At 61.8% G+C, this 18,996-nt stretch carries 16 protein-coding genes; 5 read left to right on the top strand and 11 right to left on the bottom strand.

Going from position 1 to position 18,996, the window contains the following annotated elements; translation table 11 throughout:
- Positions 1 to 20 precede the first annotated feature (20 nt).
- Positions 21 to 374, top strand: a complete 354-nt coding sequence (locus tag DEJ54_RS15775) for a gamma-butyrobetaine hydroxylase-like domain-containing protein (RefSeq protein ID WP_113155406.1) — start codon at positions 21 to 23, stop codon at positions 372 to 374.
- A gap of 40 nt (positions 375 to 414) precedes the next feature.
- Positions 415 to 1,008, top strand: coding sequence for a pyridoxamine 5'-phosphate oxidase family protein (locus DEJ54_RS15770; protein WP_113156326.1), 594 nt, complete (start codon positions 415 to 417; stop codon positions 1,006 to 1,008).
- A gap of 23 nt (positions 1,009 to 1,031) precedes the next feature.
- Here DEJ54_RS15770 and DEJ54_RS15765 read toward each other — a convergent pair whose 3' ends face one another.
- A complete protein-coding gene (locus DEJ54_RS15765) occupies positions 1,032 to 1,382 on the bottom strand; it encodes a VOC family protein (RefSeq protein WP_113155405.1) in 351 nt (116 codons plus the stop codon).
- A 72-nt stretch (positions 1,383 to 1,454) separates the two neighbouring features.
- Positions 1,455 to 2,657 carry an MFS transporter gene (locus DEJ54_RS15760; protein ID WP_283800772.1) on the bottom strand — a complete coding sequence of 401 codons (1,203 nt, stop codon included), beginning with the start codon at positions 2,655 to 2,657 and terminating at the stop codon, positions 1,455 to 1,457.
- A 136-nt stretch (positions 2,658 to 2,793) separates the two neighbouring features.
- On the opposite strand from DEJ54_RS15760, the gene DEJ54_RS15755 reads away from it, so the two are divergent.
- Complete coding sequence (locus DEJ54_RS15755; RefSeq protein WP_113155404.1) at positions 2,794 to 3,621, top strand: helix-turn-helix domain-containing protein; 828 nt, start codon at positions 2,794 to 2,796, stop codon at positions 3,619 to 3,621.
- Positions 3,622 to 3,739: 118 nt separating this feature from the next.
- Here the strand turns inward: DEJ54_RS15755 and DEJ54_RS15750 are convergent, their stop codons facing one another.
- On the bottom strand, positions 3,740 to 4,192 hold the full coding sequence (locus DEJ54_RS15750) for a MarR family winged helix-turn-helix transcriptional regulator (protein ID WP_113155403.1): 453 nt from the start codon (positions 4,190 to 4,192) through the stop codon (positions 3,740 to 3,742).
- A gap of 48 nt (positions 4,193 to 4,240) precedes the next feature.
- Here DEJ54_RS15750 and DEJ54_RS15745 point away from each other — a divergent pair, with 48 nt between their 5' ends.
- Positions 4,241 to 5,194, top strand: coding sequence for an alpha/beta fold hydrolase (locus DEJ54_RS15745; protein ID WP_113155402.1), 954 nt, complete (start codon positions 4,241 to 4,243; stop codon positions 5,192 to 5,194).
- 190 nt (positions 5,195 to 5,384) lie between these two features.
- The gene (locus DEJ54_RS15740) at positions 5,385 to 7,268 is read left to right on the top strand and encodes a murein L,D-transpeptidase (protein ID WP_113155401.1); all 1,884 of its coding nucleotides are present in this window, start codon (positions 5,385 to 5,387) and stop codon (positions 7,266 to 7,268) included.
- A gap of 109 nt (positions 7,269 to 7,377) precedes the next feature.
- On the opposite strand, the gene DEJ54_RS15735 is transcribed toward DEJ54_RS15740, so the two are convergent.
- From DEJ54_RS15735 to DEJ54_RS15695, 8 genes are all read right to left on the bottom strand, one after another.
- A complete protein-coding gene (locus DEJ54_RS15735; protein ID WP_113155400.1) occupies positions 7,378 to 8,832 on the bottom strand; it encodes a TrkH family potassium uptake protein in 1,455 nt (484 codons plus the stop codon).
- A gap of 133 nt (positions 8,833 to 8,965) precedes the next feature.
- A complete protein-coding gene (locus DEJ54_RS15730) occupies positions 8,966 to 9,766 on the bottom strand; it encodes a methyltransferase, TIGR04325 family (protein ID WP_113155399.1) in 801 nt (266 codons plus the stop codon).
- A 139-nt stretch (positions 9,767 to 9,905) separates the two neighbouring features.
- Positions 9,906 to 10,400 carry a hypothetical protein gene (locus tag DEJ54_RS15725; RefSeq protein WP_113156324.1) on the bottom strand — a complete coding sequence of 165 codons (495 nt, stop codon included), beginning with the start codon at positions 10,398 to 10,400 and terminating at the stop codon, positions 9,906 to 9,908.
- An 88-nt stretch (positions 10,401 to 10,488) separates the two neighbouring features.
- The gene (locus DEJ54_RS15720) at positions 10,489 to 11,832 is read right to left on the bottom strand and encodes an HlyD family type I secretion periplasmic adaptor subunit (protein ID WP_113155398.1); all 1,344 of its coding nucleotides are present in this window, start codon (positions 11,830 to 11,832) and stop codon (positions 10,489 to 10,491) included.
- Between the two features lie 14 nt (positions 11,833 to 11,846).
- Entirely contained in the window at positions 11,847 to 13,991 is a 2,145-nt protein-coding gene (locus tag DEJ54_RS15715; protein WP_113155397.1) for a type I secretion system permease/ATPase, read from the bottom strand.
- A gap of 20 nt (positions 13,992 to 14,011) precedes the next feature.
- Complete coding sequence (locus tag DEJ54_RS15710) at positions 14,012 to 15,985, bottom strand: type I secretion protein (RefSeq protein ID WP_113155396.1); 1,974 nt, start codon at positions 15,983 to 15,985, stop codon at positions 14,012 to 14,014.
- A gap of 168 nt (positions 15,986 to 16,153) precedes the next feature.
- Entirely contained in the window at positions 16,154 to 17,944 is a 1,791-nt protein-coding gene (locus tag DEJ54_RS23245) for a hypothetical protein (RefSeq protein ID WP_204360818.1), read from the bottom strand.
- A 471-nt stretch (positions 17,945 to 18,415) separates the two neighbouring features.
- Positions 18,416 to 18,901, bottom strand: coding sequence for a hypothetical protein (locus DEJ54_RS15695; protein WP_113155395.1), 486 nt, complete (start codon positions 18,899 to 18,901; stop codon positions 18,416 to 18,418).
- Between the last annotated feature and the right edge of the window lie 95 nt (positions 18,902 to 18,996).

Here is an 18,996-nt window from a genome sequence, read left to right as displayed (position 1 = left end):
TTGGCGAAAGGCGGTGCACAATGAGACCACCCAAGGAATTGCGTGTTTCCAGGGATCGTTCTTTGCTGACGGTTCTGTTTTCCGATGCCGAGCCGGCGGAGCTTTCTGCCGAGATGCTGCGGGTTCTTTCTCCATCCGCTGAAGTGCAGGGCCATTCGCCCGAGCAGCGCGTCACCGTTCCCGGCAAGCGGCATGTCACCATCAGCCGGGTTGAGCCCGTGGGCAATTATGCGGTGCGGATCGTGTTCAGCGATGCGCATCAGAGCGGCATTTTCACATGGGTCTACCTCCATGAGCTCGCTGCGCAGAAAGACGCCAAATGGCAGGGGTATCTGGATGAATTGGAGGAGAAGGGGTTGAGCCGTGACGCATGACGCTGCAACGCATGAGAATGAAGAACACATCATCGCCTCCATGGAGGCGCTTGAGGCGCTTTACGGAAAGCCGGGCGCGGCCTCGCTGACCAAGGTTACCGACCGTGTCATTCCCGAATATGCGCAGCTGATCGAAGCCTCGCCCTTTGTGGCGCTGGCGACCATCGGGCCGGAAGGCATTGACTGTTCTCCGCGCGGCGACAGGCCGGGTTTCGTGCGCATCCACGATGACCGCACCCTGATGATGCCCGACCGGCGCGGCAACAACCGGACCGATTCCCTGCGCAACATCATCCGTGATGACCGCGTGGCTTTCCTCTTCCTCATTCCCGGATCGGGCACCACGCTGCGCGTCAACGGGCGTGCGAAGCTCTCGGTCGATCCCGAGCTGTGTACATCTTTTACTGTCGATGAGGCTGCCCCGCGTTCGGTCATCGTGCTCGCGGTCGACGAGGTCTATTTTCAGTGCGCGCGGGCGATTGTCCGGTCCGATCTGTGGAACGCTGAAAACCATGTCGATCCGCAGAGCCTGCCAACGGCCGGCCAGATCCTGCAGGCGACAAGCCGCGCTGAGATCGACGGCGAGGCTTATGATCGCGATTGGCCGGAGCGTGCGCGCCAGACCATGTGGTGACGCGCTGACTGGCGGGCCGTTGCCTATTTGTGGGTGAGGATGTTGATGAGCTTGCCGAAGGGGTCGCGCGTGTAGAAACGGCGCACACTCCAGGGCTCGTCGGCCGGTCCGTATTCTATCGGAAAGCCTGCCGCCTCGACCCGCCGCAGCGCTTCGTCGAGATCATCCACCTCGATCGACAGATCGGGCACGGGCGTGCCCGATCCCCCCTCGGACATGACGCTGAGCTGAACGCTCATCCGTTCGTCTGCGCCATGGGTGACGATCCAGCCCTGATCCATCAGCGTTTCCAGTCCCAGAACATCGCCATAAAAGCGGCATGCCGCTTCAGGCCTGTCTGCGGCGATGTTGCTGACGATGCGCTTCACCTTCATGGCGCTTCTCCTCTTCAAGCTCCGTCAATGGTTTGGATCGTCTTTTGTGCGTCCGGATGGACGCACGGCGATCTAACCAGCTTTTTTGAGGTTCGGCAGGAACACGGTCAACAGGCCAAGCAGCGGCAGGTAGGAACAGATCTTGTAGACGAACTCGATGCCCTGACTGTCGGCGACGATGCCGAGCACGGCTGCGCCAAGCCCGCCGAGACCGAAGGCGAAGCCGAAGAACATGCCTGCGACCATGCCCACGCGACCGGGCAGAAGCTCCTGTGCGAAGACCACGATCTGCGGAAAGGCCGATGCGAGGATCAGGCCGATGGCCACGGTCAGGACCGGCGTCCAGAAGAAATTCGCATAGGGCAGGGCCAGCGTGAAGGGCAGCACACCGAGGATAGAGAACCAGATCACCGTCTTGGAGCCGATGCGGTCGCCGACCAGCCCGCCCAGAACCGTGCCGGCCGCAACGGACCCCAGGAAGACGAAGAGCAGGATCTGCGACTGCTGCACCGTCACACCGAACTTCTCGATGAGGAAGAAGGTGTAGTAGCTGGAAATGCCGGCCATATAGACATTCTTGGCGAAGACCAGCGAGACGAGAATGGCGAGCGACATGGCCACCTTGCCTTTTGGCAGAGTGAGCGTTTTTGCTGGCGCCGGACGAGAGGCCGCGCGCTGGCGATAGGCTGCGTACCAGGCGCTGACGCGCCACAGCACGATCATGCCCAGAAGTGCCGCGAGCGAGAACCAGGCGACGCTGGTCTGGCCGCGCGGCACCACGATGAAGGCGGCAAGCAGCGGCCCGATGGCCGTTCCGGCATTGCCGCCCACCTGAAATACGGCCTGTGCAAGGCCGTAGCGCCCGCCAGATGCGAGGCGCGCCACACGCGAGGATTCCGGGTGAAAGATCGCTGATCCGAGGCCGACGAACATCGCGCCCACCAGAAGCAGCGAGTAATTGGCCGCCGTCGCCAGAAGCAGAAGGCCGATGAAGGTCGACCCCATGCCGACCGGCAGCGAATAGGGCATCGGCTTCTTGTCTGTCGTCAGCCCGATGGCTGGCTGAAGCAGCGAAGCGGTGACCTGAAACGCCATGGTCAAAAGACCGATCTGCCAGAAGTCGAGCCCGTAATCCGCTTTCAGCATCGGGTAGATGGCCGCAAGCATCGACTGCATGATGTCGTTGAGCATGTGACAGAAGCTGACGGCGATGAGCACCGCGAAAGCGGTCTTCTCGGCCTGAACGGGAACGCGATTGGCGGTGGTGTCGGTCACGTCGGAACTCCATGCGAAAAACGCCGTCGGCGAAGCGGCAACCGCTTATACGCCTGTTGCAAATGACCTTCCTTGGTGATTTGGTCTAGTTTTTTCGCAAGTGGGCCAAATGAATCCAGCCGACAGAGCCAATAGAATGCCCAGTACCGTCGTCATGAACGGGGATCGCCCGGTCAATGACGAAAAGCGCCGGTCGTGGATCGAGGAGGCGGAAGGCGATCTTGTCGTTGGCGAGATCGAGCAGGCGGCGCATGTTCGGGTGGAAGCGCATCGCCACAGCCGCGGCCAGCTTCTTCATGCGCGCAGCGGCGTTGTTCTGGTCAAGACCGTGTTCGGGCACTGGATGGTGCCGACGGGGCAGGCGATCTGGATTCCGCCCGGCATCGTGCATGCCGTGGACATGGTGACCGATGTGCGCATGCAGTCGGTCTATGTGCTGCCGGAGGCGATTTCCGATCTGCCCGACAGGCCGCGTGTGGTCGGTGTAACCCCGCTGATGCACAGTCTTCTGGAGGAGGTGGCGCCGCTGCCCCATGTGGCGCAGCCGACCGGGCGCAACGGGCTTATCTACAAGCTCATTCTGCACGAAATTCCGCGCCTGCCGGAATTGCCGCTCGGCCTGCCGTTTCCCGCTGATGCGCGGCTTGCGCGGATGTGCCGGGCCTTTCTCGATGCGCCGGCAAGCCGGGTCACCATTGATGACTGGGCGCGCGACGCGGGCATGAGCCGACGCACTTTCACGCGGCGCTTCAAGCAGGAAGCGGGTGTTAGCCTCTCGGTCTGGCGTCAGCAGGCGAGCCTCTTTGCGGCCCTGCCCAGGCTTGTGAGCGGCGAGCCGGTGACGAGCGTCGCCTATGATCTCGGCTATGACAGTGTCGCCGCCTTCACCACCATGTTCAAACGCATGCTCGGCTCTTCGCCGCGCAACTATCTGAAACTGCCCGAGAGGGAAGACGGGTCCTGACCCCGCGCGCTGCTGCTGGAGCGCCGTGCGTCCATTCGGACGCACAAAGGACGCTCTAACCTATTGAATCGACGCATCGTGCTTTCCGAAAATCGATTCCGACTTTCGGGTCGAAGCGCTAGTCCTGCGCCAGTGTCTCGCTGATCTTGCGCATCTGCTCGCCCATGGCCTCGCACTGTTCCGGCGTGGACTGGGCCATGACGCGGTCGATAAGTTCCGTATAGACGGCGAGCGCTTCCATCAGCCGTTCCTCGCCATCGGGCGTCAGGTAGAGCCTGAGAATGCGACGGTCCTTTGCATCGTTTTCGCGGCGCACGAGCCCCTGGGTTTCAAGCTGCGGCAAAAGCATGGTGATGTTGGAGCGGCCGACCAGAAGCCTGCGCGCCAGATCGTGCTGCGACTGACCGGGGTGGCGATACAGATTCATCAGCATGTCGAGCTGCGCGATCTTCAGGCCCAGCGGTTCGAGTGCCTTGCCAAGGGCCCTTACAATGGCCTTTTCGGCGCGCGCGACTGCAACCCATGTACGGAAGCGCGGATTGTCCCAGGGAAGTTCTTGTTTTTTGTTCATGCTTGAACTAACTTTGTTCATGATTGAACATTATCATGGATTGCCGACATGACCGCACTCAATCTGAGGATCTTACGGGGTCTTTTTGGCACAATCGATCATGTCGCGCCAAGCCTCGCAGGTCGTCTTGCCTTCCGGCTCTTCTGCCGTACGCCGAGCCCGCAGAAGCTGACGGAGAAGGAAAAGCGTCTCCTGTCAAAGGCGCAGAATTTCATGAACAGCGCCCGCAGGCACAGTCTCACGACGGAGCACGGCCGTGTTGCGGCTTACGAGTTCACCAATTGGGGCGGGCGTCGCGACGGGCCGACCGTGCTTGTGCTGCATGGCTGGCGTTCGCGCACGGAGCATATGCGCGCCATCATCGAGGCGCTTCTGGAGCGTGGGTTTCGCGTGGTGTCGCTCGACCTTCCGGGCCATGGTTCGTCCGGCGGGCGGGTTTTGAACATCCCCAAGGCCGTCGCAGCCGTGCAAAGTGCGGCCCAATGGCTTGGGCCGTTCGACGCAATGGTCGGGCATTCCTTCGGTGGCGCCGTTGCCCTCAATGCGGTGGCCGGGTCCATTGATGGAATACCGCCGGTTCCGGTGCGCAGGCTTGTGATGATCGGCGCACCGAACGCGCTGCCTGATCTTTTCACGCAGTTCGGGCAGTTTCTGAAACTCAGCCCAAAGGCTCAAGACGTGTTTGAAGGGCGGGGTGAGATTATTGCCGGAACGCCGCTTTCCAGTTTCGTCGGGAGAGATCAACTGAGCGCCCTCGATATCCCGACCCTGATTGTCCACGCGCCCGATGACAAGGAGGTTCCTGCCACCGACGCCAGGGCGATGGCGGCAGCAGGGCGGCATGTTTCGGTGACATGGGCGCCGGGGCTCGGTCATCGCCGCATTCTCGCCGATCCGGGGATCGCAGCGCGTGTCGCCGCCTTTGTCGCCACGCGCAAGCTGCGGCGTGAGGATGTGCCCCTTATGCGGCCATTAGAGAAACATTTACCAATCCCCAACTGAGCGTGCATTTCCCGACAATTTTATCGATCTGCCCGCGACCGATCCTGTTTGAACTGTTATTTTGGTTGCGATTCATGTTTGGGAAGCGTTTTACGTGCAGGCGTCATCGGTTGCGGTCTCTGGCCGCCGCTGGAAGCCTGTCCGCAAATGGCGCTCCTGGAATATAGTTCGGATCTCGGCGGGGTGATCGATGATTTTGAAATCCACACGCAAGACCTGGCTGGCCTGTGCGGCCCTGGCTGTGTTTGCGGGGCATGCAGGGGCAGCACATGCCCAGGGCGACAATCTTTTCGATATGCTGTTCGGTGGCAACAACCGCTCCAGCGCCGCGCGTTCCGCGCCGCCGCCGAAGCCTGTTGAGCCCGCGCCGCAGCGTCGTGTGCCTGCGAAGGCGCCAAAGATCTCCGCGCCTTCCTATTACAATTACAAGCCGGAGAGCCTCGCCCATGTCGAGTTCTCCGAGATCACGCTTCCAGAGGCAGAGGGCGCTTTTCAGCCAACCCTCGAGGGCGTTTCCTTCCGCGAGGCATTGCCGATGCTGGAGGGGATGGAACTCTACGCCGAGAAGGATATCGCGAAGGCGCTGGTCGGCTTCTATTCGAGCAGGCCCGATTTCATCTGGGTTTCCGGATACCAGCCCAATGATCGTGCGCGGCAGGTTCTGCGCGTTCTTTCTGAGGCTTCCAGCTATGGGCTCTCCGACAGCGACTATACGGTCGGCGTGCCGGGCAGCGATTTTTCCTATGATGACATCGCGGCACGCCAGAAGGAACTGATCCGTTTCGAGATGTTGCTTTCTGCCCGTGCATTACGCTATGCGCGTGATGCCCATGCGGGCCGCATCAATCCGAACAAGTTATCCGGCTATCACGACTTCGCCAAGAAGCCGATGAACCTGGAACAGTCGCTCGGCTTCATGGCCAACATGGCCGACGCCGATATCTATCTGGAGCGGCGGCATCCGCAGAACGACACTTATCGCAAGCTGCGCGCGGAGCTGGAGATGCTGCGCGGCGCTGCCGAGCGTGAGATCATCGTAGACCCCAAGACGTTTGTCCGCCCGGGCGGAACCAATCCCGAACTGGCAAAGCTGCTCAAGCTCATCGAGCGCGATGCAGATGCCGCTTTTCTGGAAACCCATGGCGCGGCGCTGAAAGAGCATGCCGGCAGTGAGGTTTATGTTCAGGCGCTGGTGCCTGTTGTGAAGGCCGCGCAGGAGGAGAGGGGCCTCAAGCCGGATGGCGTCATCGGGCCGCGCACCGTCGCCGCGATTGCCGGCGTTTCCAAGGCTGCGCGCATCGACAAGGTTCTCTACACGCTGGAGCGTCTGCGCTGGCACCCCTCGGAGCTGGGCGAAACGCGGGTGGTGATCAACGCCGCTTCCTTCAATGTCGATTTCTTCGACAAGGGCGAGCCGCGCATTTCCATGCGCACGGTGGTGGGCCGGTCTGCCAACCAGACCAATTTCTTCCATGACGAGCTGGAGACGGTGGAGTTCAACCCCTATTGGGGGGTGCCGCGCTCCATCATCGTCAACGAGATGCTGCCCAAGCTGTGGCGCGATCCGAGCTATCTCGACCGGAACGGCTACGAGGTGATCAACGGTCAGGGGCGCAAGGTCTCGTCGTCCGCCGTCGACTGGGGCCAGTATGGTCGCAATGTGCCTTTCAGCGTCCGTCAGAAGCCGGGCCGCCGCAACGCGCTTGGTGAGTTGAAGATCCTGTTCCCCAACCGGCACGCCATCTACATGCATGACACGCCTTCCAAGAGCCTGTTCCAGCGCGACACGCGCGCTTTCAGCCATGGTTGCGTGCGTCTGGCCGATCCGCGCGCCATGGCGGCGGCGCTGCTCGATGTTTCCGTCGACGACGTGGCGCGCGCCATTGAGAGCGGTGATCGCAGTCGCCCGACACGGCGCAAGATCGAGCGCAAGATCCCCGTCTATGTCGGTTATTTCACGGCATGGCCGCAGACGGATGGTGTGATCGCCTATCATGGCGATGTCTATGGGCGTGATGAGCGCCTGGGGATTGCGATCGAGAAGGTCACCGATACGCGCTCGCCCAATTCCTGATCGGGAGGATCAGGCGTCGCATTGCGGCAGGGTTTTGCGGCCATCGCTCTTGAGCGGTGGCCGTTTTTGTTTGTCTGACCCAGGGGCCTGCCCCTGGCCAGCATGCTCGTTAGTCGCGCCAGAAAGTCGGCAGCAGCAGGACGACGACCGCAAGGATTTCCAGTCGGCCAAGCAGCATGGTCGCTGAAAGAACCCATTTCGCAAAGTCGCTGAGCGGCGCGAAATTGCCGGATGGTCCGATGGTGGTGCCAAGGCCCGGACCCACATTGGTAAGCGCCGTCAGTGAACCCGTGAGCGAGGTCAGGAAGTCGAGCCCGGTGGCGGCCAGAAGCAGCGTTGCCAGCACCCAGGAGGCAAGGAAGCCGACCACGAACAGAACCACCGAACGCTGCATCTCCACATCCACGATGCGCTTGCCATAGCGCAGGGCGCGCACCGAATGTGGATGGATGAGAAGGCGCAGACCATTGCGCAGCATCGCGCCCAGTATGAGGAAGCGATACGCCTTCACGCCGCCCGAAGTGGAGCCGGAACAGCCGCCGAGGAAGGTCGCGAAGAAGGCGAGCGTCACCGCGAAAGGTCCCCACAGCGTGTAGTCCTCGCTGGCAAAACCCGTTGTGGTGATGATCGACGCGAAGTTGAACGCCGTGGAGGCGAGAATGTCATCGAAGGGCTGGCCGGTCGTGATCCTGCGTTGAACGGCCAGAACGATGACGATCACCGTCACATAGCCGAGAAAGAGCCGGATCTGCGGATCGCGCAGCGCGTCGAGCCGTCCGCGTGCGAAGAACAGGACGAGGATCGAGAAGGGCAGGGCCGCCATCAGCATGAAGAATGTGCCGACCCAGAGCACCGTATTGCCCTCAAAATAGCCGAACGAGGCATCATGGGTGGAGAACCCGCCGGTTGCGATGGTGGTCATCGCATGATTGATCGCGTCGAAATTGTCCATGCCCGCGGCCGCATAGGACAGCGCGCAGAGCCCGGTCAAAAGGCAGTAGATGCCGACCAGCGCGAACAGAAAGCTGATGAAACGGTCGAAGGGGCGGTTTTCGATGTCGGAGGATTCCACCCGGAAGTAGGAAAACCCGCCGACCTTGAGAAGTGGCAGCAGGAACAGGCCAAGCGCCACAACGCCGATGCCGCCGATCCATTGCAGGATTGAGCGCCAGAGGAGAAGGCCGGGCGGCAGTCCGTCGAGCCCGGAGATCACGGTGGAGCCGGTCGTCGTGATGGCCGAGACGGATTCGAAAACGGCCTCGGCCAGATCGAGCTTGAGCGAGGCGGTGTAGAATGGCAGCGCGCCGACCAGGCCGAGCATCAGCCAGAGAATGACCACCACGAGAAATGTGGACTGGGTGGAGCCACGGGTAAGAGGGGCGCGTGTGGCGGCTGCGATTGTCAGTGCGATTGCGCCTGTCGCCAGTGAGCAGACGACGAAAACCTGCCAGTCATCATTGCCGTAATAGAGATCGACGGCGGCGGGAAGGAGCATCGAAGCGGCCACGTAGACGGCGAAAATGGCCGCTGGATAGGTGGCTGTTCGGATTGTCGATGTTTGCAATGTCTCTACCTCGGTAGGTGCGGGCACCGTTGGTAGAGGAGAAAATGCGTCAGGAAAAGTGGTTTTGGAGAGGGTAGCCATGCATAACCGGCAGGGCTTGCCAGTGAGCAACAGCCCCTGCAAAGCCCGGCAATCATGGCATTACGCAGTAAAACCCAGCGCTTTCGCTGGCGCCGAATTCGGGGTGCGTGTCGATGGTATGGGAGAGCGAGGGAATGCTCCAGCGGTCTTCAATCCTGTAGCCAAGAGCCGCAAGCATCTCCAGAAATTCGGCTTCGTTGCGGATCTGATAGGGCACGAGAGCGGGGCCGATGCGCTCCAGCGTCACGAGCGTCTTTCCCTTGCGCAGCGCGACCTTGTTCAACAGAAGATGCCGGGGCGGAGCGCTCAGGCGTCCAAGCAGCTCCGGCAGGGGAACGTTCAGATATTGCAGCAGACCCGACCCCAGAAAGAGGTCACAGGGGCCGCCATCTTCGAGCCGGCTCGTGAAGGTGAGCGCGCTCAGGCCATCCGCCCTGGCGCGTTTCTCACCGGCTTTGACGATGGCGGGCAGGTCGTAGACGGTCCAGTTCAGCCTGTCGATGGAGGGCAGAGACCTGCGGAACGCCCTGAACTTCGTGCCCATATGACCGCCCGCATCGACCACCGTGCCGATGTGGCTCTCAAGTCGGCTGAGCCAAAACAGAAGCGGATAATCCCAGGGAACGAGCTGGCACATGCGCTCGAAGGCCACATCCGCCACCGCGTCGTGATCATAGCCCGCAAGCCCCTGACGCTGCGCGGCGGCAAGCGCTTCATCGAATGAGGCATAGGCGCCGGAAAAGCGCACGGGAAGCCCTGTTGCCATGCGCAGACGACCCGCCGCCGTCTTGAAGGGCAGGGCGACCGCGCCCCGGGCTCCCTTGATCCTCTGTTTGATCTGCTCCATCGGCATGTCTGGCCCCTGGTACCCCTGGTCCCCCTTGTCGCCGCCGGGCCAAAGCCGGTCACGACAAAACATTACCTGCTGCAAAGGGGATGACCGATACGGCAAAACTGATGAATGCTGCGCCAAATAGGCTTAACGCCGGGCCTTACAGCGGGAATCCATACCGCTTTGCGATTGCCCAGATGTCCCGGTTGGTCTCGATCAGCCGGTTGATGGACCCGGTGATGTTGTCGATTTCCGCATCGTCGATGGCGTCCACCTTGCCATATTTCAGCCGGTCGCCGCTGTCGGAAATCCGCATGAGCAGGGTCGAGACATTTTCGCCCGTGTCGTCAAAGGAATAGATGCAGTGGTTGTATTTGTTCCTGAGCTTGGCTTCGCTCATCATCCGGCGCGTAACGCCCAGCACATCCCTGCGAACCGCCTCATCCGTGCGCGATGTCTTGGCCAGCCGCTCCACCAGATCGACCCGCGCGCGCGACGTGTTCAGCGTCAGGAAAATGATCGTGGCCGTTTCCATGTCCACCCGCGCAAGTCCCGCGATCAGATGGATGAGAAGGCTCTCGGTGTTGGTCCACGTGTAATTGAGCTGCCCCAGCAGTGTGAGTACTTTTCGGAAACGTGGGGTAGCTTCATTCATGGCGAAACGGCTCGCGTCCACCTCGGATAGCTCATTGTCCCTCATGCTATCACCGCACGTTTCAGTCGTCTACTTTCTGTGACCCTTCCTAGTTCTCGCGAAACGCCCGGTTCATGCTGTCCATGATGGGCTTCGAGAGATATTCGAAGAAGGTGCGTTCGGCCGTCTGGATAAGGACTTCGGCCGGCATACCCGGTGTCGGCAGGAATCCGTGAACCCGCGCCAGTTCGCTCGGCGGCAGCCGCACCCGCGCCAGATAGATTTCGCGTTTCTCATCGACCGAGCCGTCGCGCAGCGCGTCGGCCGAAACATAGAACACTTCGCCCGTCAGGACCGGCGTGGTGCGCTGGTTGAGCGCGGTCAGACGCACGGTTGCTTCCTGTCCCACCCGCACGCTGTCGATCTTTGTGCGCGGGATCTGCGTTTCGATGATCAGCGGCACGTCCGAGGGTAAAATCTCTGCAATGCTCTTGCCGCTTTCGATCACGCCGCCGGGCGTGTGGTAGTAGAGCCGCACGACGGTGCCTGCGACTGGCGTGTTGATCGTGGCGCGACGCAGGATGTTTTCTGCCGCGCGCGACTGCTCGCGAACCGCGTCGAGCTCCGCCTCGATGCTCTGCAGCTCATCAAGGGCCGCCTGCCGATAGGCGGCGAGCGTCTGGTTGGCCTGCTCTCGATAGCGCTTCATCTGGGCATGGGTTTCATCGACTTCGGCCGAAAGACGCCCGAGCTGGCCATCCGCCTCGGCCATGGCCCGCCGGATGGCGGAGATTTCGGGTTTGCGCATCAGCCCCTGCTCATAGAGCTTCTGCTTGCCGGAATACTCGTCTGTCAGGAAGGCGAGCTGCCGCGTCAGGGCCTTGTGCTGGGCCGTGTAGCCGCGTCCGCGAATTTCCAGCGCGGCGATGTTGTTGTTCAATAGCTCCAGTTCACTGTGGAGCTTGCGCTGCGAGGATTCGAAATTGAGCCGCTGGCTCGCCAGTATTTCCGCAATCTCCGGGTCTGCCATCCGATCCGTCAGATCGGCGGGGAAGTCGATGCTGGTCTTTTCCTCATATTCAGAAGACAACCGCGCGACGATCGCCACAAGCCGCGCCCGCCGCAGGAAAAGCTGGCGTTCATTGGCAAGGGCTGAGGTCTCGTCCAGCTGCACCAGCGGCTGGCCGGCGGTCACATGATCGCCTTCGGACACCAGAATGTCCTTGATCACGCCGCCTTCCAGATGCTGCACGATCTTGTTTTGACCGGTGGCGACGAAACTGCCCTGTGAGATGACGGCGGCTGCAAGCGGCGCGAAGGCGGCCCATATGCCGAACCCGCCGAAACAGATAATGAGCAGGATGATGCCGGCAATGCTCTGCTTGCGGATCGAACGCGGCACCTCCGCGTACCACGTCATGTCTTGAAGCTTGGCGATTTCGGTGGAGCTCATGATGGACCTGCCCTTCAGGGAAGCTGGTTGGCGAAGGGACCGTTTTCGAGTTGTCCGGCCTGGTGGGCGGCAAGGGCGCGCAGCACGTCCTCGCGCCGGCCGAACATCGAGATGGTTCCGTTGGTCATCAGCAGGATCTTGTCGACATAGCGCAGCAGCGATGGCCGCTGCGTGATGACGATCATGGTGATCCGGTTTTCCTTGGCGTGTTTGAGTGCGCGGGCAAGCGCGGCGTCGCCGGCGCTGTCGAGATTGGAATTCGGCTCATCCAGAACGATCATGCGTGGATTTCCGAAGAATGCGCGCGCCAGCGCAATGCGCTGCTTCTGCCCGCCCGACAGCGGTGAGCCATCGGCGGCCACGATGGTTTCATAGCCCTGCGGGAAGGTGGCGATCATCTCATGCACGTCGGCCAGGATGGCTGCCTGATAGATTTCCCTGTCGTCCACATCGTCGCGCATGCGCGCGATATTGGCCTTGATCGAGCCGGGGAAGAGCTGAACGTCCTGCGGCAGGTAACCGATATTGTCGCCGAACTGGCGCTGGTCCCAGTTGCGCAGATCCATCAGATCGAGCCGCACACTGCCCGATGTGGGCAGGATGGAGCCGACCAGCATTTTGCCGAGCGTGGTCTTGCCGGCCCCGGAATTGCCGATGATTGCGAGCGAATCCCCCGGGCGCAGCGAGAAATTGATGCCGTTGAGCACGACCCGTTTTGTTCCCTGCGGCACGTAGAGAACGCGCTCCACATCGAGCCGTCCCTCGGGTTTCGGCAGCACGAGCCGTTCCAGATTGAGCGGGGAGGCCTGCAGGAGCGCCTTGATGCGCCGGTATGCGCCGCGTGAAAGGATGAACTGGTTCCAGCCCTCGATGGAGCCTTCTATGGGCGCGAGCGCGCGACCGGCGATGATCGATGCCGCAATCACCATGCCGCCGGTAATGTATCCCTGGATCGCCAGATAAGCGCCCCAGCCGAGCAGGGCCACCTGCGTCAGGAGGCGGATGGCGCGCGAGGTGGCGGCCGACATGATGTTGCGGTCCTGCGCCTTGACCTGCGCCTTCAGTGATCCGGCCGTGTCCTGCCCCCAGATCTTCACCGCTTCGGGGATCATCGCCAGCGCGTTGATGATCTGCGAATTCCGCGCCATGGAATCCAGATGCATATTGGCCTTGCTCTGATAGACATTGGCCTCGCCGAACGGGGCGGCGGTGGCGCGCTGGTTGATGAAGGCGACGATCATGAGCAGGAAGGCCGACAGCACCACGATGCTGCCGAGATGCGGGTGAACCAGAAAAACGGCGAGAACGAAGATCGGCGCGAACGGGATGTCGAGGAACGACAGAAGCGTGCCCGAAACCAGGAAGGAGCGCAGCTGTTGCAGGTCGCCCAGCGTCTGGTATTCGCGGCCCGTGCCATGCAGCGAAGCGCGCGCTGCCGCACTCAGAATGGGCGCGCCCAGCTGTGCTGCCACCTCAACGGCCGTGCGCATCAGGATGAAGCGCCGGATCGCGTCGAAAATCGCCTGCAGCAACACCGCCCCGATGATCACAATGGTCAGCATGATGAGCGTATCGGTGGAGCGGCTGGTCAGAACGCGGTCCGAAATCTGGAAGAGATAGACAGGGATCGCGAGCACCAGAATGTTGCTGGCATTGGTGAAAAGCAGAACCATCAGCAGGTTCTTGCGCACCGCGCCCAGCCCGGCGGACAGGCTCTTTGAGAAGTCGACCGGCCCCAGACGGCGATGGAATTTTTCCTTCGTGTCGCCCGACTGTTTGATCTGAGGCGCTTCCTCAGCCGACCGTTGCCTTTGCTCGGCAGGAGCTGTTTTCGCCGCGCTCTTCCTGCCTTCCCGAGGCTTGTTCTGCGGCGCTGCCGCTTCCCGCCGGGCAGTCTTTGCCTGTGGCGTTTCGGAAGCTTTGGGGGCGGCATTATCCGTTGCCCGGTCCTGCTGCGCCTCCCGTTTGGCTGCTTCTTGCGCCATCCGCGCTGCGCGCGCATCGACTTCCCTGAAAATCCGGGAAATCTCCTGATCCACCGAGAGCGTCTGTGGTTTGCTGCGCGGTTCTGCGCGTTGTTCTCTCGGCCGCGCTTCTTCGATCACCCAGGATGATGCATCCTTCGCGTGGGCAGGTTGCTTTGTCGGTTTGTCGAGCATGCGTTTCCCCCCGGTATCCGCTAACCCAGCATGGTCTGCATGACGTCTGCCGAACCCGCATCCGGTGTTGCCGCATCCGGTGCGGAGTGCCCGCCATCCTGTTCGGGAGCCATCAGGTCATCGCTGAGAAATGCCACCGCCTCGTTCACCAGCGCATCGCCGCTTTGCGTGTAGAGACCGGTATCGTCTGAAATGAGCTCGGCCTGGATCAGCAATTCGTCCGAATAGACGTTGCCGCCCGCATAGGTCGTCGCATTGACGCCGCCATCGGTGATCGCAGCCTGGTTGACCAGCGCATTCCCTCCGGTCGACACACTCCAGTCGCCATCGGCGTTGGCTTCTGCGCCCGCCTTTGCAAGCGCCACCTGATCGGCATCGCCCAAAACGTTGGTCTGGCTGATATATTGCAGGTCCACCACGTCGCCTGAAATGTAGAGAACCTTGAGGTTCGTCATTCCCGAAAAGTCATCGCTGGCGAGCAGGGCGCCCGGAGCTGCGCCCGGGCCTGCCTCCAGCTGGTTTGCCGCCTCCAGATAGGACGGCGGCAGCGCCTCGAACGACATGGTGCCGTATTGGGTGATCGAGGCCTCGTTCCAGAGCAGGTTCCCGCTGGTGGAAAGCGAGGTCGGGCCGCTGGTCTCGAACCCTTCGAGCGTTCCCACCAGATCGTCATCAAGCAGGATGTTCGTCTGGCTGATGATGTTGGCGTTGTAGATGTTCCCGCCGATGATGATCAGGTCGTAATAGATGCCCAGTTCGGCCAGCGAGGCGACGTTGACGGTCAGATTCCCGCCCAGTTCAATCACGGTGCCGCCGCCGGTTGCCGACATCACCGTGATGTCGTTGTCTTCGACGAAGCTGACCTGCTTGACCCAGTTTGCAAGAACAAGGTCGCCATCGATCCGCGACACCAGCCAGTGGGAAGGGAAGTCGGGTTCGCCCTCGCCATTGCCGGCCGTTTCAGGGCGCGGATTGTCGATGGTCTGCATCGTCGCGATGTTGAAGGCTTTTGTCGGCTGCGCCGTGAGCGATTGCCAGCCTTCGAGCGCGCCGCCAACGGCGTCGCTGTCGCTCCAGACATTCAACTGGCTGATGGTGTTGAAATGAACATAGTCGCCGGCAACCGCCAGCACCGGCGCGCCATACCAGTCGTTCACGAGGATGGCTTCGTTGACCAGAAGATTGCCGCCGGCTTCAACCTCGATCTTCGCATGGAGCGAGAAGTCGGTTTCTGCATCGTCATCTTCGCCGCCGTTGGCCTTCACGCCATCGGGCAGGTGGTCTTCAAGAAGCGGCGTTTCCTCAACGGCCTCGCCATTCACATACTGCCCCTCGAGAGCCTCGCTGCGGGCGATGAATATGTCTGCGCCATCGGGCAAATCATCTGCAAAGGCGTCCGCCAGATGCGGCGCGTGCATGATGAAATCGCCGATCTCTTCCGCCGAGCCGGGTTCGTCCAGATGGCTGAAGGGCTGGAATTCGGATGCAGCGCCTATCAGTGCTGCAAGGGCTGCGCCGGGATCGCCGACCTGGCTCATGACCAGACCATGATCACCGATGCTGAGATAATCGTTGTCTTCGAGCCGCGCTTCCTGCTTCACATACCATGCGAGAGAGCCAAGCGGCTGGTATTCGGGAAAGGCGGCGGCTTCGGCCCCGGTTCTGAAGGCGATCGCGTCAGTAGACGGTCCCGCGCCGCCAAAGCCACCGCTCTGGGCGTCGAGCGCCATCGGATTGTGCGCGACCGCTGAAACCACCTTCTCCCTGAACTGATCTGTCGGAGGCGGCGTGTATTCCACCCGCGGACTGTAGTCCTTCAGAAGGTAGGGGCTGATGATGTTGATGTTTATGTTGAGGAGTTCGTCCTGCTCCGGCGCCGTCTCTTCAAGCGGATCGAACTCCACATAATCCATCCGCATGCGCACCTCTTCGACCGTCTGCGAGAACAGTCCTATGAAGTGGGCGATTGCTTCCGTGGTGGAGTCCAGATGCATGGAGCATTACCTTGCTGCGGGTTTGGCGAGTAACCTCGTGTTCTGCCATCGCCGGTCGACAGCCCCGAAAAAGGATCGGAGGTTTGCGGGTGTCAGGCGAAGGGTGAAAGGCGCAAACCTCCGGTTCCGGCGCCCAGGGGGACAGGGCGCCGGAATTCTCGTTTGCCGTCAGGCGTCGTCTTCGCCGACAACCGTGCTGTTGAGATCGCCGCCGACCACTGTCGTGTCCACGGAGTTTCCAAGCACGTTGGCGCCCATGACGATCTGTTGATTGAAGGCGCTCGTATCCACGATGGCATCGGCAGATGCCTCGGAGATTCCGGTCACATAGCCGTCATCTCCATTGTTGGAGCCCCACATGCCGCCAGCGCCGCCTGCGCCGCCAGCACCTGTGGTTGCGATGCCGCCCATGCCGCCGGCGCCGCCGTTGCCGCCTGAGACCGGTCCGGCCCATGCATCACCGGCGTTTCCGCCGACTGCAGAAGCCCAACCGCCTGCGCCGTCGCCTCCATCACCTCCATTGCCGCCACGGGCAGCGCCGAGGCCCATACCCATGCCCTGACCTGCGCCGAAACCAAGGCCGCCGCCGCCGTCGGCTGCGCCACCGGTGCCACCCATGCCACCCATGCCGCCCATGCCGCCGTCGCCGCCGGTTCCGGTTCCGCCATTGCCGCCGGAGCCTTCAGCACCTGCGGCACCTGTTCCGGTGCCGCCCATGCCGCCAGCGCCTGCTGCGCCGCCATCGCCACCAGGGGCTGCTGCAGCTGCTGCGGCTGCATCTGCTGCTGCGTCTGCAAAGCCCAGAGCCGCTGCTGCGTCTGCTGCTGCCGCTGCGGAGGCCGCTGCTGCGCCATCGCCGCCATCGCCGGCTTCACCGCCGGTGCCGCCTTCGCCGCCATCGCCGTCACCGCCGTCGCCGCCGGTGCCTTCACCGCCGTCACCGCCGGTTGCCGTGCCGCCAAGGCCGCCCATGCCGCCAGCACCGCCAGCGCCACCGGCACCACCGGAGCCGCCTTCACCGCCGAGACCGACGCCAACGCCCAGACCACCGAGGCCAAGGCCCGTACCGGTCGCCGTGCCGCCGGAACCGCCGGCTGCGCCATTGCCGTTGCCGCCATAGGCCTTGGCGTCATCGGTCGCGCCGCCATTGGCGTTGCCGCCATCGGCCCAGCCATGAGCGCCAGCGCCGCCGTCGGCGTCTGCATCGCCGCCGCCTTCGCCACCGTCGCCGCCGGCCACGATGCCTTCTTCGGCATAGGCGTCACCGCCCGATGCGTCGCCGTTCTGGTTGAAGTCGGCATTGTTGGAGACGGTCGGGTTCTCAAGCGTGTCATTGTCGACGAGATCATTCACCTGACCGATCACGAAGGCATTGTCATTGCCGCCGCCATTGAGCGAGTCGTTCAGGATGTCCTCGAACGTCATGTCGTCGCCCGGATCGTAGGAAATCTCGCCATCGCGATTGATGAACAGCTGGTCGACCGAACCGCCGTCATAGACATCCACATCTGCAAAGTCGTCATCACTCGGGATGAACCCGTCGAGGCCGACATTCACGGACGTGTTGACGGATGTGGCCACGGCAGTCGCCACATCGGTGTTGTTCGTGGCGTTGTTTGTGGCCGAGTTCTGCGCCGCATTGCTCGCAGCGTTGGCCGCCTCATTGGCGGCTTCGTTGCCAGCGGCATTTTCTGCCTGATTGCTTGCGGCGTTGCCTGCGGTGTTGTTGGCGGCGTTCGTGCCGGTATTGTTGCTGGTGTTGTTCGCATCATTGTCGGCGTTGTTGTCGGCATCATTGCCGGCCGTGTTTTCCGCCGTGTTCAGGGCAGTCTGTTCCTGGCCCTGATGCTGCCATTCACCCTGATGTTGATGCTGGTCCTGATCCTGGTCTTGATCCTGCGACTGGCTGTTCCCAGGCCAACCAGGAAAGAAAACGCCGAAACCGTTTTGTTTGGGCATGATCGTGTCCTCATCCTCAAAATGAGAACCGTGTGGACACGATCACTGTTCATCTCTCAGGTGATATTGTGCTCACACGGTTCTGCTGTTTTGCGGCCTTCCGGCCGCCTTTGAAGTGCGGAAACACGTTCGGATGTCGAACGAGATGCACTCCTCCCTCATTCGGACGACCCTGTATGTCTGAAGCGAATCCCCACCGCCCGCGTCTTTGATGCGACCCGAGATCAGTTCTCGCGGCAGACCTTTCGGAGTTATCCGACGGGAGGGATTGTCGTGCGTGAACCGGCGACTAAAAACCCGCAAATTCGGTGGAGCAGGGCCGTTTGAGGCCTCACCATAGGTTCAGCCCCCACCTAAAAATGATTAGAGGCGGGGTAGTAATCTTTGGGGGAAACGCGTCGATTGTGATGCTGAGACGCTGCTCCTGGCGCGAACGCGGCGCGCAAGACCGGGCGGCGATTCGCGGCGGTTCTAGAAGCGGAACGTCCAGTAGAGGCAGGCGAGGGTGGCGATCGTGAAGCCGATGAATGCCAGCGTCCGCAGAAGGACGTTGCGGCGCAGCGTATCGAGCGACAGATGCGCGACGATGATGCCGGCGGCAAAGATGAACTGCCAGTCAATCAGCGTCCACAGCGCTGAATTATTGCCGAAGGCGAAGCGCGCGACCTGTACGCCCACAATGGTTGCCAGAAGCACCAGCGCCGTCGAGTAGACCGGTGTTGTGCCATTGGCGTGAACCACGGCTGCTGCGCGAATGGGGAGGATTGTCACGAGCATGGCTGCGAACGCGTAAAGCGCTGCCAGCGGGATGAAGCTGGCGGCATTGGCCAGACCGTCGAGGCGCTCGATGCCGAGCGTGCCGAAACCGTATCCCTTGATCCGCAGCGCGAAGCTGAGCGCGACAAGAAGGCCCGTCAGTACGGCGACAAGCAGAAAGGCGGATGCGGTGCGGTTCATGATGTTCCTCTCCGGGAATCGGATCGTTCCGTTCCCGAATAGGACGATATTCTGAAGCAGGAAAGCCCGGATGTGGCGCAATCTGCGGCACCTGC

Source organism: Nitratireductor sp. OM-1, from assembly GCF_003296175.1.
Taxonomy (GTDB): Bacteria; Pseudomonadota; Alphaproteobacteria; order Rhizobiales; family Rhizobiaceae; genus Nitratireductor; species Nitratireductor aquimarinus.
This window is presented reverse-complemented; position numbering and strand designations above follow the sequence as displayed.

Coding starts and splice junctions, on each gene's coding strand:
- DEJ54_RS15775 (WP_113155406.1), top strand. CDS start 21: ATGAGACCACCCAAGGAATTGCGTGTTTCCAGGGATCGTTCTTTGCTG.
- DEJ54_RS15770 (WP_113156326.1), top strand. CDS start 415: ATGGAGGCGCTTGAGGCGCTTTACGGAAAGCCGGGCGCGGCCTCGCTG.
- DEJ54_RS15765 (WP_113155405.1), bottom strand. CDS start 1,382: ATGAAGGTGAAGCGCATCGTCAGCAACATCGCCGCAGACAGGCCTGAA.
- DEJ54_RS15755 (WP_113155404.1), top strand. CDS start 2,794: ATGCCCAGTACCGTCGTCATGAACGGGGATCGCCCGGTCAATGACGAA.
- DEJ54_RS15750 (WP_113155403.1), bottom strand. CDS start 4,192: ATGAACAAAAAACAAGAACTTCCCTGGGACAATCCGCGCTTCCGTACA.
- DEJ54_RS15745 (WP_113155402.1), top strand. CDS start 4,241: ATGACCGCACTCAATCTGAGGATCTTACGGGGTCTTTTTGGCACAATC.
- DEJ54_RS15740 (WP_113155401.1), top strand. CDS start 5,385: ATGATTTTGAAATCCACACGCAAGACCTGGCTGGCCTGTGCGGCCCTG.
- DEJ54_RS15730 (WP_113155399.1), bottom strand. CDS start 9,766: ATGCCGATGGAGCAGATCAAACAGAGGATCAAGGGAGCCCGGGGCGCG.
- DEJ54_RS15725 (WP_113156324.1), bottom strand. CDS start 10,400: ATGAATGAAGCTACCCCACGTTTCCGAAAAGTACTCACACTGCTGGGG.
- DEJ54_RS15720 (WP_113155398.1), bottom strand. CDS start 11,832: ATGAGCTCCACCGAAATCGCCAAGCTTCAAGACATGACGTGGTACGCG.
- DEJ54_RS15715 (WP_113155397.1), bottom strand. CDS start 13,991: ATGCTCGACAAACCGACAAAGCAACCTGCCCACGCGAAGGATGCATCA.
- DEJ54_RS15710 (WP_113155396.1), bottom strand. CDS start 15,985: ATGCATCTGGACTCCACCACGGAAGCAATCGCCCACTTCATAGGACTG.
- DEJ54_RS23245 (WP_204360818.1), bottom strand. CDS start 17,944: ATGCCCAAACAAAACGGTTTCGGCGTTTTCTTTCCTGGTTGGCCTGGG.
- DEJ54_RS15695 (WP_113155395.1), bottom strand. CDS start 18,901: ATGAACCGCACCGCATCCGCCTTTCTGCTTGTCGCCGTACTGACGGGC.